Source organism: Flavobacterium branchiophilum NBRC 15030 = ATCC 35035, assembly GCF_002217205.1.
Classification (GTDB): Bacteria; Bacteroidota; Bacteroidia; order Flavobacteriales; family Flavobacteriaceae; genus Flavobacterium; species Flavobacterium branchiophilum.
Genome location: NZ_MUGT01000048.1, coordinates 1 through 14,978 on the forward strand (window position 1 = coordinate 1; position 14,978 = coordinate 14,978).

At 32.7% G+C, this 14,978-nt stretch carries 15 protein-coding genes; 3 read left to right on the forward strand and 12 right to left on the reverse strand.

Annotated features, from left to right (window positions below; genetic code table 11):
• Positions 1-210: 210 nt before the first annotated feature.
• From B0A58_RS06795 to B0A58_RS06820, 6 genes are read right to left on the reverse strand one after another with little or no spacing between them, the layout of a single operon-like run.
• On the reverse strand, positions 211-1,566 hold the full coding sequence (locus B0A58_RS06795; protein ID WP_243389463.1) for a sensor histidine kinase: 1,356 nt from the start codon (positions 1,564-1,566) through the stop codon (positions 211-213).
• Positions 1,567-1,595: 29 nt separating this feature from the next.
• Positions 1,596-2,267, reverse strand: a complete 672-nt coding sequence (locus B0A58_RS06800) for a response regulator transcription factor (protein WP_014084464.1) — start codon at positions 2,265-2,267, stop codon at positions 1,596-1,598.
• Positions 2,268-2,277: 10 nt separating this feature from the next.
• Positions 2,278-3,720 carry a DUF3570 domain-containing protein gene (locus tag B0A58_RS06805; RefSeq protein ID WP_089080454.1) on the reverse strand — a complete coding sequence of 481 codons (1,443 nt, stop codon included), beginning with the start codon at positions 3,718-3,720 and terminating at the stop codon, positions 2,278-2,280.
• Between the two features lie 27 nt (positions 3,721-3,747).
• Positions 3,748-3,957 carry a DUF4266 domain-containing protein gene (locus B0A58_RS06810; protein ID WP_089080425.1) on the reverse strand — a complete coding sequence of 70 codons (210 nt, stop codon included), beginning with the start codon at positions 3,955-3,957 and terminating at the stop codon, positions 3,748-3,750.
• A 14-nt stretch (positions 3,958-3,971) separates the two neighbouring features.
• Complete coding sequence (locus B0A58_RS06815) at positions 3,972-4,967, reverse strand: FAD:protein FMN transferase (protein WP_089080426.1); 996 nt, start codon at positions 4,965-4,967, stop codon at positions 3,972-3,974.
• Positions 4,968-5,402 carry a thioredoxin family protein gene (locus B0A58_RS06820; protein ID WP_014084461.1) on the reverse strand — a complete coding sequence of 145 codons (435 nt, stop codon included), beginning with the start codon at positions 5,400-5,402 and terminating at the stop codon, positions 4,968-4,970.
• 161 nt (positions 5,403-5,563) lie between these two features.
• Here B0A58_RS06820 and B0A58_RS06825 point away from each other — a divergent pair, with 161 nt between their 5' ends.
• Positions 5,564-7,663 (forward strand): LTA synthase family protein, encoded by a 2,100-nt coding sequence (locus tag B0A58_RS06825; protein WP_089080427.1) that lies wholly within the window; start codon positions 5,564-5,566, stop codon positions 7,661-7,663.
• 87 nt (positions 7,664-7,750) lie between these two features.
• Here B0A58_RS06825 and B0A58_RS06830 read toward each other — a convergent pair whose 3' ends face one another.
• The 5 genes from B0A58_RS06830 to B0A58_RS06850 all read right to left on the reverse strand — a co-directional run bounded on the left by B0A58_RS06830 (position 7,751) and on the right by B0A58_RS06850 (position 11,674).
• Positions 7,751-9,055 (reverse strand): MFS transporter, encoded by a 1,305-nt coding sequence (locus B0A58_RS06830; protein ID WP_089080428.1) that lies wholly within the window; start codon positions 9,053-9,055, stop codon positions 7,751-7,753.
• Positions 9,056-9,155: 100 nt separating this feature from the next.
• Positions 9,156-9,383, reverse strand: a complete 228-nt coding sequence (locus B0A58_RS06835; RefSeq protein WP_014084458.1) for a DUF6095 family protein — start codon at positions 9,381-9,383, stop codon at positions 9,156-9,158.
• Positions 9,373-10,197: an N-acetylmuramic acid 6-phosphate etherase gene (gene murQ / locus B0A58_RS06840; RefSeq protein ID WP_089080429.1), complete on the reverse strand. Its 825-nt coding sequence runs from the start codon at positions 10,195-10,197 to the stop codon at positions 9,373-9,375. The genes B0A58_RS06835 and murQ overlap by 11 nt, the downstream gene beginning before the upstream one ends.
• Before the next feature lie 35 nt (positions 10,198-10,232).
• Entirely contained in the window at positions 10,233-10,901 is a 669-nt protein-coding gene (locus B0A58_RS06845) for a ZIP family metal transporter (RefSeq protein ID WP_089080430.1), read from the reverse strand.
• Positions 10,902-10,912: 11 nt separating this feature from the next.
• Positions 10,913-11,674 carry a class I SAM-dependent methyltransferase gene (locus B0A58_RS06850; RefSeq protein WP_089080431.1) on the reverse strand — a complete coding sequence of 254 codons (762 nt, stop codon included), beginning with the start codon at positions 11,672-11,674 and terminating at the stop codon, positions 10,913-10,915.
• Between the two features lie 127 nt (positions 11,675-11,801).
• On the opposite strand from B0A58_RS06850, the gene B0A58_RS06855 reads away from it, so the two are divergent.
• Together B0A58_RS06855 and B0A58_RS06860 are read left to right on the forward strand one after the other, a co-directional pair.
• Positions 11,802-12,965 (forward strand): THUMP domain-containing class I SAM-dependent RNA methyltransferase, encoded by a 1,164-nt coding sequence (locus B0A58_RS06855; RefSeq protein ID WP_089080432.1) that lies wholly within the window; start codon positions 11,802-11,804, stop codon positions 12,963-12,965.
• A 3-nt stretch (positions 12,966-12,968) separates the two neighbouring features.
• On the forward strand, positions 12,969-13,205 hold the full coding sequence (locus B0A58_RS06860; RefSeq protein WP_089080433.1) for a hypothetical protein: 237 nt from the start codon (positions 12,969-12,971) through the stop codon (positions 13,203-13,205).
• 95 nt (positions 13,206-13,300) lie between these two features.
• On the opposite strand, the gene groL is transcribed toward B0A58_RS06860, so the two are convergent.
• Positions 13,301-14,932, reverse strand: a complete 1,632-nt coding sequence (gene groL, locus B0A58_RS06865; RefSeq protein WP_089080434.1) for a chaperonin GroEL — start codon at positions 14,930-14,932, stop codon at positions 13,301-13,303.
• Positions 14,933-14,978: the final 46 nt, after the last annotated feature.

Consider the following 14,978-nt stretch of genomic DNA (forward strand, 5'->3'; position numbering starts at 1 on the left):
TTTATTTAATAGTTTTTTACTATTTATGATAAATATTCAAAGGCAATTTTAGAAACTGATATTTGTCGTCAGTTTGGCGAAACCTGTTAAAGTTTGGCTAGATTCAATAATTATACCAAATATATTTTATATGTATATTTGGTATTAAATGCAACTTTTTAAAATTTTGATAATATACCAATAAATTTGAAATAAAAATACAACTGCTATTTATTTTTTGAAGTGCAACTTAATGGTAGTTCCTTGATTTTCAACACTATGTATCGAAATTTTTATTTGAAGTAAGTCGCAAATTTTTTTTACTATTGAAAGTCCCAATCCACTACCTTTAATGTCTGGGTTTTCAATGGCGTTTGACCTAAAAAAGGGTTGAAATATTTTTTCTAAATCACTTGATTTAATGCCTATTCCGTTATCAGCAATCATTAATTCATGTTCCTGTGGGGTTTCCCGAACCGATATTGTAATGGCCGCTTGGGGTTTGGAATATTTGATGGCATTAGACAAAATGTTTTTGATGCAAATGGCTACCCAATATGGATCCGAAACAACTTTAAAATCTTGGCTTGTGTTAAAATTGATTTGAATTTCCTTGGTTTGTATTTTGTTTTGATACCTCGACAAATAGTCACTCACAACAGCATTTATACTAAATAATTGATTGTCAATTTTTTGCAAATGGTTTTCGACACGAGCTAAAAATAATAACTCTGTAATCAATTCATTGAGGCGATCTATTTCGGTTATCGAAAAAGTAATTTTTTCTTCATATTCTTTTTGAGTTCTGGGTTTTCTAACCAATACTTCCAAAGTTCCTTTAATAATAGTTAAGGGCGTTCTCAATTCATGTGAGGCATCTGAAGTAAATTGTTTTTCTCGGATAATGGCATTTTCTATTCTATCTAATAAATCGTTAATTGTATGAGATAAAATATACAATTCGTCTTTATTATCTGGTAATTTAATTCTTTTGTGCAAATTATCTTTGGTAATTTCTTTTGATGTATCGATGATGGTTTGTACGGGTTTAATACTTTTACCCGTAATAAATCGAGCTATGAAAAATAAAAGTATCAAAATTAATGGATAAGCCAAAATTAATATTTGCGACAGGTTTTGAAGTACCATCAGGGCCTCTTCTAACGACATGGCTACTAACAAATAACCCATTTTTTGATTTTTGTCATAAATAGGAACCTGAATTTGTCTGATTTTTTTGCTTGCTAATTGTGTGTTAAATAATTGATTTTCAGTATATTTGCTGTTAAACTGAAGTTCAATCTGATTCAAATTTGGAGATTTTTCAACAACTATTTTATTGCTATTCATAAACTGTACAAATACTGGATTTACAGCCACAGTATTGTGTTCTCGTTCTAGCCATTCGTTGTGGTGCAACAGTCGAATTTGTCCATTTTTGATTTCGATTTCAGACAAATGTTTGCTTACTTCGCTTTCAATATCTTGATTTACATGATTGTAAACACTCATGCTTACGGTGTAATATATTACAAAAAACACGGCAAATATTAATAAAGCCGTAGAGAGAATGTAGTAAAATGCCATTCTGTTTTTGTATGAAAATCTAAACATCATCATGAAATTTCGTTTGCAATATAGCCAATGCCTCTAATGGTTTTTATGTAATCTAAATCTTTTTTTAGATTTAATTTTTTGCGAATAGCATTAATAAAAACATCAATAACCCCCGAGTCATAATCAAAATGGATGTCCCAAACATCTTCAATAATTTGAGCTCTAGTACACACTTTGCCTTTGTTTTTTATTAAATAAGCCAACAATGAAAATTCTTTTTGTGTAAGCAAAACTTCTATTTTATTGTTAAATACACGGTATTCTTTCAAATCTATTTCTATGTTTCCTAACGTTAGTTTGGTATCAAAATCAACATTTTTAAGTTGTATTTTGATTCGCAATAGTAACTCTTCAAACGAAAAAGGTTTTTTGATGTAATCATTTGCACCTGCTTTTAGCCCGTCTATTGTTTCTGACAAAGTGTCTTTTGCTGTCAAAAAAATGATAGGTATATCATGGTTTATCAATCGAATAGCGTTGCAAACATCTAGTCCTAACATTTTGGGCAACATCCAATCCAATAGCACCAAATGGGGATTTTCTTGTTTGAATAAAGCCAAGCCTTCCAATCCATCGTTGGCAATGATGACATGGTATTGCTCTTCCTCCAATCCTTGTTGGAGGAAGTTTGCAATTGCCAATTCATCTTCAATAATTAATATTTTAACCAAAATTTATTTGTTAATCTGTTGTAAATTTAAAAGCTATCGTAGCAATATTGGCAGTCAAACCATCATTTCGGGAATAATGATTGAATCTAAAATCAATATTTTTTATACCTAAACCAAATATTTTTGTATTAGCAAAAAGGTCTGTATAATCAAAACCTATGCCATATTGGTTGGCTTGAAACGTGGACAAATCATAATCGGACGTATAATAAGTTTCAGTTGAAAGATGTTTTTCAAATGGAGCAAAATATTTAGATTGATTTTGGGTATAAAAACGATACATGGGATAAATAGTAAAAGCATCTGTAAGCTTTATAGGCAATTCTGCAGAAAAAGTATGTGCTTTTATATCCCAATCGTCTTGATAATAACGGTAATAGGTTTTGAAAATGAATTTTTCGTTGATATAATAATTCAATCGCATGCCCATAGGCAGTTTGAAACGTGTGTTTGGCAATCGCTCTATGTCGTCTGCTAGTCTATAAACCCCAGTATTACTTGATGATTCATAAACCGGTATAAAACTTTTATTTCCAATATAGAAATTAGCTTTATCTGCAAAATATATTCTTTGGTATGGAGTTGATAACATACCTTCTTGTTTTAAGACATCAAAAAAGATTGAAAATTGTAAGTTTTTAGTAACTACTTGTGAAAAACTAAACATAGACGCAAATGAATTTCTGCCCGTTGAGTCCCAAACTTTAAACTTTGAAGGCAGGTAAGCCGTTGTAGCCACGCCATTTTGATTATATACTGTTATTCCATTAAAATAACCATTAACATAAAAACCACTTCCATATTTTCCATATTCGCTCAATTCTGTAGCATATATAGGTTTCCAATTGTCTAAATAAGCATTGGCTTTTACAGAAATTTCTGAATTTTTATTATTAAATAATCTTGTAACACCAGCACCAAATCCTGTAGAGCTATAATCATATTCGCTAGAAACAGAAGCATCTACATTCCAAATAAAATTCCGGTTGTCTGTTGAATGACTATAACTTGCTGATAACGAGATTAATTGATCGCTTTTTGAAGCTCCAGACGAAGCTTGCCATGGAGTACCTATTGGGGTAGTTGTACCATTATTGTTGTCTAATCGGTCATCATCACCTCCAGCTCCAGATGCTCCCGTTTTATTAAACGGATTGATATTACTAGACGACGCCGAGGTATAGGCTGATAATCCTGCATCTACCGTCAATACATCGTCTGTATTCAATGGAATTGCAATGACAATATTGGAAGCAATGTCGGTTAATTTTTCTGAACCAATCCCGCCACTTACTGCAGAATGAGAGCCGTCTTGTGCATAATAACTGGATATAAAATCAACTTCTGTACTTTCTAAAACTTTCTTTTTGAATACAATGGTACTGTCTTTTTGTTGTGCATGCATCATGAGGCTCATAAAAAAAGCCGATAATGCTAATAATTGAATCTTCATTTTTGTTGTTATAATATCTTTTACCATTTAGTTACATCCGCAGCCTCCGCCTGATTTTCCGCCATTTGCTCCTGCCGCAGCTTCTCTATATATTTGAAAGGCTGTTTCGTGTTTTTCTACTTTACGTGCAGAAAGTTTCATTTCAGGATCGTTAATTTTCGCTTTTTCGTATTCTTTTACACTGGTACACGACTGTAAAAATATTCCAGATAAACATAAAATTACTATTTTTTTCATTCTTTAAGGTCTATTTATTTATAATTCAAACTCATTTTTTCAATATTAATCCCTTTAGACGTATGGATTTTTCCTAGATCGTCCACAACAATACACTCAACCCCTTTTAGCTGATTGATTAAATCGATGCCAGCCTCAACTCCAAATAGAAAAACTCCTTTTGCTAATCCGTCGGCAATTTCGGTATCTTTTGCAAAAACCGTTACACTTACAATACCCTGTGCAGGCCATCCCGTTTTTGGATTGATGATGTGGCTGTATCTTTTCCCATTAAAAACCACATATTTTTCGTACGTTCCAGAGGTTTCTACCGAGGCATCTACCAACGGAAAAGTGGCAAATACTTTGTTTTTATTCATCGGATTAATGATACCAACAGTCCAGGGTTCGCCATTAGGTTGTTTGCCCCAAGCTGCAATATCGCCAGATACATTTGCAATTCCTGACAAACATCCCTTTTTTCTCAATAATTGTTTAATTTTATCGGCTATAAACCCTTGTCCAATGCCTCCTAAACCAAGTTTCATTCCTTTATCCTTTAAAAAAATAGTTTTCTCGGTTTCATTTAAAATTATTTTTTGATACCCTATTTTGGCAACAGATTTTTTTATGGCTTCATCAGAGGGCAGTGCAGTCATCGAGCCATCGTATTTCCAAATTTTATCCATCGATGCATACGAAATGTCAAAAGCTCCATCGGTAAGTTTGGATACCTTTATGGCACGTTTGACCAATTCAAAAACTTCTTCATCAACCTTAATAGGTTGAATACCAGCATTTTGATTTACTAGTGAAATTTGAGTAGTTGGTATCCAATCCGAAATTAAAAGTTCAATTCGCCTTACTTCGGCAATGGCTTCATCTATATACTGATGCCCTTCTAAACTGTCTTTTGCTACAACAGTCATTTCAAATGGACTCGTTAGCATGGTTAGTTTTCTACGAACAATAATTTGACTAAAACTATTAAAAGTGATTGTTAAGATTAAAAAAACAATTATTTTTTTCATTTATTTTTCAAATTTATGTATGTTTTCTAAAAATGGAGCGGCATCCATTTTTTGATACCCCGTCATGCCCAACACTTTTCCCGTTTTATCTAAAAGTACAACTAAAGGAAAATTTCCGTCTTTGTTGTATTTTTCGGCCAATTTGTTGTTGTTTTCCGTTACTTCAGCGGGTAACTGATTGGCTTTTTTCTTTGGAAAATCGGCTTTTAATAGTACCCAACTTTTATCGGCTTCCTTTTTGAATTCGTTCGATTGCCAAATATTTTTATCTAATTTTATGCATGGCCCACACCAATCACTTCCAGAAAAGACTAATAAAATATTTTTATTTTCAGCAATAGCTTGTTTTTTTGCCTCTTCAAAATTGGTTTTCCAAGTTTGCGAAATACCTATTTGTCCTAATAATAGGAATGTGATTACAACTATTTTTTTCATTTTTAAAAAAGTATTGATTTATATGTCAAATATAACTGTTATTTCATGATATTATTTTGACAACGCCTATTTTTTAAGTGAATTTTAAGAAAGCAATTTTCTAACGATTTCTAGTTTACTTTGATAAAAAATGAATATTTTTGTAGCAAATTAAAAAATGTATGTTCGATTTAAAAAAATTAGCCCCATTTATCAATTTGAGTATATTGTATGTCATCATGTCTTTCTTATTAAGAATATTATTGATTTTTCATCCAATAACGCAATCAAAATTTCAAATAATAGAAACATTTACCCTGCTTTTCTGGGGTTTATGTTCTGATGTTGCAGTTTCAATTGTAGGGATTTTCTTTTTATGGTTGTATTTAATTTTTATTTCAAACTCAAAATATTACAAACCATTCGGTTATATCGTGTTTTTCTTATTGGTTTTGTTACTCATTTATGTTACTTTTTTTAATACTATTCTTAATGAATATGGTGGCGTTTTGCCAGAAATTGGAATTACTTTTGTTGCCATAAAAACCATTTTTTTTGGTTTAATGTTGTGGCTTCCAAAATACAGATCTCAATTAAGGTATTGGTTATTTAGTTTTGTGATTTTTTTATATGTATTAATTATTTTACAAAACACTATCAGCGAATACTTTTTTTGGAATGAATTTGGTGTAAGATACAACTTTATTGCGGTGGATTATCTGGTATATACTAACGAAGTTATAGGGAATATCATGCAATCTTATCCTGTTGTGCCTATTTTTTCATTGTTATTTGTTATTGTTGGTTTTATTTCTTATTTTATCATTAAAAAATCTAAAATTTACATAGAACAAATTCCAACATTTTCAGAAAAAATAAAAATTACGGCCCTTTACTTTACTTTATTGGCTTTGTCATTGTGGATAATTCCCATTTTATCCAATAAAGAAAATGCACAAAATATATTTGTAAATGAACTACAATCCAATGGGGTTTACAAATTTTATAAAGCATTTAGAAATAGTGAATTGGATTATTTTAAGTTTTATAAAACGATACCAAATGAAGAAGCATTTGCTATTTTAAAAAATCAAATACCTGATATTCAGAAAGATAATACCACTCGTATCCTGCATGATGATGTACCAGAATTGCATAAAAATGTAGTTTTGATTACGATTGAAAGTTTGAGTGCCGACTTTATGAAATGTTATGGAAACGATCAAAACATTACCCCATTTTTAGATAGTTTGGCTACACAAAGCATGCAATTTACCAATTTATATGCTGTTGGAAATCGAACCGTTAGAGGGCTTGAGGCCGTTACGCTTTGTTTTCCACCCACAGCAGGCGAAAGTGTGGTAAAACGCAAAGACAACAAAAATAAATTTGCCACAGGCTTTGTATTCCAATCAAAAGGCTATCAAACTAAGTATTTGTATGGTGGTGATGCTTATTTTGATAATATGAAAGATTTTTTTGAAGGAAATAATTATCAAATTGTTGATAAAAATTCATTGAAGCCAGAGGCCATTACATTTTCAAACGTATGGGGGGTGTGCGATGAGGACATGGCCCATAAAGCCATAGAAGTAATGAATGTGGAAGCCAAAACAGGAAAACCATTCTTTAATCATTGGATGACTGTAAGTAATCACCGCCCTTTTACATATCCAAATGGTAAAATTGATATACCAAGTAACTCCAAATCACGAGAAGGTGGCGTAAAATATACAGATTTTGCATTAAAACAATTTTTTAAAATGGCCCAAAAACAACCGTGGTTTAAACAAACCGTTTTTGTGATTATAGCCGATCATTGTGCTTCGAGTTCTGGTAAAACAGAATTGCCGCTTGATAAATACCGAATTCCAGCCATGATTTACGCACCGGATTTTGTTGCCCCTCAAAATGTCAATATTTTGATGTCCCAAATTGATGTAATGCCAACATTATTTGGTCTTTTACATTTTAATTATAAAAGTAAATTTTATGGACAAGATGTTTTAAAATCCAGTTACAAACCTCGTGCATTTATTGCTACTTATCAAAATTTAGGTTTAATTAAAGACAATAAGCTAACGATAATAGCTCCAAAACAACAAGTTAAACAATACGATTTGCACATGCAATACAACATAAATTTGAGTAACGATTTTCAATTGATGTATGAGCAATTACCAATGACCAAACCCCGTTTGGATTTAGAAAAAGAAACCATTTCATATTATCAAACAGCATCGTTATTGTTGAAAAATAAACAATATGATTCTCATAAATAAATAAAATGATTTGAATCTTACTATATAAAAATTAATTTACATATATAAAATTATGATTAATATTTATATATGTAAATATTTTTTAATCTAATGTTTATCAATTGGTTTCATAAAACTCAATATGATATATCCCAGCAAAAAGAAAACGGCCAATATAAATATAGAATTTCGCATGGATTCGGTTATGGCACCCACTAATCCAAAGATAAAGGTTCCTAAAACAATGGCTAATTTTTCGGTTACATCAAAAAAAGAAAAATAAGTTGTATGGTCTTCTGTATGAGGTAACAGTTTGGAATAAGTAGATCTAGACAAAGATTGAATGGCACCCAAAACCATTCCTATCATGGCACCCAGAGCATAAAATTGTATATTGATATACTTATTTCGGGCATCTAATAAATATGCCGCAAAACATATCAGCCCCCAAATGGCAATTGTCAGTTTTAATGTTTTGATATTACCAATATTTTCTGAAATTCTAGAAAATAAAAAGGCACCAAAAATAGCTACAATTTGTATTAATAAAATAGTGATTATCAACTTGCTAGTATCTATTCCAAGTTCCTTTTTGCCATAAATTCCAGCTAATAAAATAATGGTTTGCACACCAATACTGTATAAGAAAAATGCTATTAAAAACTGTTTTAAAGCAGGATAGTTTTTCAAATTCATTAATATTATTTTCAATTCTCTAATGCCTTTGAAGATAAAATCTTTTTCAGGTTTTTTTTGAAAAACATTGTTTGGCAAATAATAAAAAGTAATTTGAGCAAAGCTAATCCACCAAATTCCAACAGACAAAAAAGAGATGCGAGAGGGTAGGGTAGGGTCTGTAATGCCATACCATTCGGGATGCAAAACCATAGTTAAATTAAAACTCAACAATATAACAGAACCCGTATAACCAAACATAAATCCTTTGGCACTTACTCTATCGTGGTCCTCGGGTGGGGCAATTTCGGGCAAATAGGAGTTATAAAACACAATGCTTCCCCAAAATCCAATACTTGCCAAAATGGTAAATACTATTCCAATCCATACTGTACTTTGTCCTTCAAAAAAATACAAACACATAACAGACAAAGAACCTAAATAACAAAAAAATTGAAGAAATCTTTTTTTGTTCCCAGTATAATCAGCAATACCAGATAGAATAGGTGATAAAAACGCAACAACTAAAAAGGAAAATGATAAACTGTATGAAAGTAAAGTGGTATTGTGAAATGAAATACCACAAAAAAAGACCATTCCATTGTTTTGACTAGTAACAGATTCGTAATATATAGGAAAAACAGCGGTGGCAATTACTAAACTATACACAGAATTGGCCCAATCATAGATGGCCCAGGCGTTAATTAATTTTTTGTCGCCTTTATGTAAATTTTCCATTTTATTTGTATTTATAGGAGTGGGCTAAAATAATAATTTACTCGATATAAATTCAAAAAATAAGTATTTTTGTTTTTTTTAATTAGATTTTAGTAAAAATTTAGGATTTTTCTTCAAAAATACCATCTACAACTTTTTTTAATCCTTTGGCCATCAACCACATAGATATACCGCAGCATAAAATCCCTAATCCAAGAATGAGGTAATGCCAAGGGTTTTGCTTGTTCATTAAGGCATTATAAATCATGAATGGGCCAATAAAAAAAAGCGGCAGTGCCCCAGATAAATATTGTATGCCTTTTGAGAGTAGTTTTTTATTAATGGCCATGATTTTTTTTGAAATATTGAATTGCTTTTCTTACGCTTCCTTGTTGTGCTAATAAAGTGGCAGCAGCAGTATAGGAAAGCGTGGTTTCTTCCATTATCATTTTGGTGCCTCTGTCTATTAACTTGTTGTTTGTCAGTTGCATATCAACCATTTTGTTTCCTACAACCCTGCCCAATCGAATCATACTTGCTGTCGATATCATGTTGAGTACTAGTTTTTGAGCAGTACCCGCTTTCAATCGGGAACTACCCGTTACAAATTCGGGGCCCACAATAACTTCTATTGGAAATTGTGCCACTTGAGACAGCGGACTATTGGCATTGCAAGCAATACTTCCTGTAATAATGTGGTTTTCGTTGCATTTTTTCAAACCTTCAATAACATAAGGTGTTGTGCCAGAAGCAGCAATACCAATGACCACATCATTTTCATTAATTTTGAACAACATTAAATCTTCCCATGCTTGGGTGGTGCTGTCCTCGGCATTTTCTACAGCCTTTCTAATGGCTTTATCGCCACCTGCAATAATACCATGTACCATATCAAAAGGCACTCCAAATGTGGGCGGACACTCCGAAGCATCTACAATACCTAGCCTGCCCGAAGTTCCTGCACCAATATAAAACAACCTGCCCCCGTTTTGCAATTTGTCCACAACTTGATGGATTAATTTTTCGATTTGTGGTAAAGATTGTGCAACGGCCAAAGGCACAGTTTGATCTTCTTTATTCATATTGGCAAGCAAATCCTGAACACTCATTTGTTCTAAATGATTGTATTTTGATGTTTGTTCTGTAATTTTATTGAAATCCATATTGATAATAGATAGGTGTTGTAAAAAATCATTTTTTAGATAAAAAAACCTAAACCAATTCCTAAAATAATCATAGTAATTTTAGCAATGTTAAATTTATGTCCTTCGCTACTTTCAAAAATAATAGTTGATGAAATATGAAATAAAATCCCTATAACTATGGCGGTTAATGGCATTTGTAATTGTTGTAAAAGTAGGATGTAGGCAGATAAAAAAGTACCTAACGGGGTCATGATAGCAAAAACAATCATAAAAATAAAAATAGCCCTTTGATTTAATTGTGCTTGTACAAAAAAAGTTGTCAAAATAATAGCTATTGGCAAATGATGAATGGCAATGCCTATGGCCAAATCTGGCGATTTTTGAATTGGAAATCCTTCTAAAAGGGCATGAATACACAAACTAATAAAGAGCAACCAAGGGATGTTGTCTATCGTTTGATGGCCATGGACATGCCCGTGTTCAGCTCCTTTTGAAAAAAATTCTAAAATGATTTGAAACAATATCCCCATCATAATCCATAAACCTGCGTGGCTTTCGTGTTGCTCATAAACTTCAGGTAGCAAGTGCATTACAGTTATAGAAAGCAAAAAGGAACCAGAAAATGCCAATAACAGTTTAAGGTTTTTCTTGTTTTTTGGTTTCAAAAATAAAGCTACCAAATAGCCAATTATTACTGAAAATAAAGGTAAAATATAATACATTTGCTTTTGGCTTATTTAAAAATCATGATCAGTCTTTGACTTTCGGTTTTATGGTATTTTTTTAGCTTATAATCGCCAAAAATGTCTAATAAATATATTCCTGCTTCTTCCATCATCAATTCAAAATCTGATAAAGTTAATGCAGCTACTTTTTCTACAAAAAAATAAGATTGTCCTTTGTCTTCAAAACGAATTTCTTTATGTATAAATCCTGCTTCAAGATAGCGATGAATGTGAAACGTAATATCGTTCAGAATCTTGGTTTCATGGGCTATCAAATGTTCTACAACATAAGGCACGTTCATAAAATCGATAACCGCAAAACCATATTCGGAAACACTTGATTGTATAGCACGAAGTGTTTTTAAATTATCATTTTTGTTTTCAAAGTAACCAAAGCTTGTAAATAAATTCAATACGGCATCAAATTTTTCTCCAATAGGTTCTCTCATATCGTGTACCCGAAAATGCAATTGATCATTTTCATTATTTTTTGCAATTTGGATACTGTTTTCTGACAAATCAACGCCTAAAACATCAAAACCTAATTGATTCAAATAAACGGCATGGCGGCCTTTGCCACAGGCCAAATCCAACACCTTTGACCCCTCATCCATGTTCAGATATTGGGTTAAATTGTCCATAAAAAAATGAGCTTCTTCATCATTTCGATGTTGGTAAAGAATATGATAATAAGGAGAGTCAAACCACGAGGCAAACCAATCTGGGGCATCCTTTTGCTGCAAGGTATTTGATTTTGATTGTTCAGACATTATTTTAGTTATAATCGATTTATAGCTTGCAAATTTAATGTATTTTTGCACTTGAATTAATTTTTTAGTCTTAAAAAATAATATAAAACAAACAACCTTTTCAAAATGTTGTTTTTAGCAATACAATATGGAAAATTTTAAAATGATTGCCAAAACTTTTTTTGGCTTTGAAGAGATATTGGCAACCGAATTGAAAAATTTAGGTGCTCAAAATGTAGAAGTTGGTGTAAGAATGGTAAGTTTTGTTGGCGATAAAGGTTTTATGTATAAAGCAAATCTTTCTTTGAGAACGGCTTTGAAAATTTTAAAACCCATTTACCACTTTAAGGCCAATAACGAACAAGCATTGTATAAAGGCATTTCGAGTATGAATTGGGCCAAATTTTTACATGCCAATCAAACATTTGTTATTGACACCACGGTACATTCTGAATATTTTAACCATTCAGAATTTGTATCGCAAAAATGTAAAGATGCCATTGTGGATCAGTTTAGAGAACGCACAGGACAACGGCCAAGCATTGACAAATCGTTTCCAGATTTGAGAATTAATATTCATATAGCCAATGATCAAGTGTCGGTGGCCTTGGATACTTCAGGACAATCATTGCACCAAAGGGGCTATCGAACGGCAACCAACATTGCACCAATCAACGAAGTATTGGCTGCGGGTATTTTGTTGTTATCTGGCTGGAACGGACAATCCGATTTTTTAGATCCTATGTGTGGTTCTGGAACATTTTTGGCAGAGGCCGCAATGATTGCTTGCCAAATTCCAGCAAATATTAATAGAAAAGAGTTTGCTTTTGAAAAATGGAAAGATTGGGATAATGATTTATTTGACGAAATTATGGCTAGTTTATTGAAAAAAACTAAAGAATTTAATTATAAAATTGTGGGTTATGACAAAGCTCCAAGTGCAGTATTAAAAGCTAAAGAAAACATAAAGAATGCCAATTTAGACGGATATATTACTGTTGAAAACACCAATTTTTTTGAAACAGAAAAAACAACTAACGCTCCATTACATATTGTATTTAATCCGCCTTATGATGAACGATTGGACATACACATGGAAGAATTTTATAAACAAATAGGCAATACCCTCAAAAAAAATTACCCATCTACGAATGCTTGGTTTATTACAGGAAACCTCGATGCATTAAAACATGTTGGACTAAAACCTTCTCGAAAAATCAAGTTGTTTAATGCCAGTATCGAATCCAGATTGGTTAAATATGAAATGTATTCGGGTAGCAAAAGAACCAAATTTCAGGAACAAAATATTTAAAAAATGACAAAATTACAACTCAAAGCATTTGTTTATCAGTTACTTAGCTTTATTTTATTATTTGGCACGTTTCGTTATGTAGCTTATAACTATTTTCATCAAACGGGAATTTTCATTTCAATTTTGGGCTTTATTTGTGTTACATTATTGGGACCCAAATTTATGGCCACAAAAACCAAAGAAGGCGAAAAATTGTTTATGAAATGGATTTTTTTAAAAGGGCTTCGCGAAATACGCTAATACTATCTTTTAGCACTTAAAAAATAAATCCCCCTAAAAAATAGTTTTATAAAACTAAATTTTAGGGGGATTAAAGTGTTATTTAAAAAAAAGAATTACATCATGCCTGGCATTCCACCGCCCATTGGCATTCCACCAGCAGGAGCGTCTTCTTTAATGTCGATCAATGCACATTCTGTAGTTAAAATCATACCTGCAACAGAGGCAGCATTTTCCAAAGCTACACGAGTTACTTTTTTAGGGTCAATGATTCCTGCTTTTAGCATATCCACATATTCGTCGGTTTTGGCGTTATATCCAAAATCACCTGAGCCTTCGGCAACTTTTGCTACTACTACCGAGCCTTCTAAACCAGCGTTTTCAACAATGGTTCTCAAAGGTGCTTCTACTGCTCGAGATACAATTTGAATACCTGTTGCTTCGTCGGCATTGTCTGCTTTTATATGGCTCAAAACAGCTTTGGCTCTCAACAAGGCAACGCCTCCACCAGCTACAATTCCTTCTTCTACTGCAGCACGTGTGGCATGAAGGGCATCATCTACACGGTCTTTTTTCTCTTTCATTTCTACTTCAGAAGCAGCGCCCACATACAATACTGCCACACCTCCAGCTAATTTAGCCAAACGCTCTTGCAATTTTTCTCGGTCGTAGTCAGAGGTTGTGCTCTCCATTTGACCTCTAATTTGATTCACACGGTTTTTAATGTTATCGGCATCACCAGCACCGCTCACAATGGTGGTGTTGTCTTTGTCTATACTCACTCTTTTTGCAGTTCCCAACATTTCAATGGTGGTATTTTCTAAGGTATAGCCTCTTTCTTCAGAAATGACTGTACCACCTGTTAAAATGGCAATATCTTCTAGCATGGCTTTTCTTCTATCGCCAAAACCAGGGGCTTTTACGGCAGCAATTTTTAAAGCTCCACGCAATTTATTCACTACCAAGGTAGATAATGCTTCGCCATCTACATCTTCTGCAATAATCAATAAAGGTTTTCCTGATTGTGCTACTGGCTCTAATACAGGCAACAATTCTTTTAACGACGATACTTTTTTATCATATAATAAAATATAAGGATTGTCTAGTTCGGCCTCCATTTTTTCTGGATTGGTTACAAAGTATGGCGAAAGGTATCCTCTGTCAAACTGCATCCCTTCGACAACATCTACAAATGTGTCTGTTCCTTTAGCTTCTTCTACCGTAATAACACCTTCTTTACCTACTTTTGAAAAAGCAGTTGCAATTAATTCTCCAATAACTTCGTCGTTATTGGCAGAAATAGATGCAATTTGTTTGATTTTTTCAGAATCGCTACCCACCACTTTTGCTTGACTTTTCAAATCGGCAACAATAGCTTCAACGGCTTTATCAATACCTCTTTTTAAATCCATTGGATTGGCACCCGCAGCAACGTTTTTCAGTCCTTCTTTTACAATGGCTTGTGCTAATACTGTTGCCGTAGTGGTTCCGTCTCCTGCCAAATCATTGGTTTTAGAAGCAACTTCTTTTACCATTTGAGCTCCCATATTCTCTAATGGGTCTTTCAATTCTATCTCCTTGGCCACTGTTACACCATCTTTAGTAACATTTGGGCCACCAAATGATTTTCCTATTATTACATTTCGTCCTTTTGGTCCCAAAGTAACTTTTACTGCATTTGCTAACGCATCAACTCCACGTTTTAATCCGTCACGTGCTTCAATATCAAATTTTATATCTTTTGCCATTTTAATTTTTTGTTTAAGGTTAAATGTTTAAAGTTGTTTTTTTTTC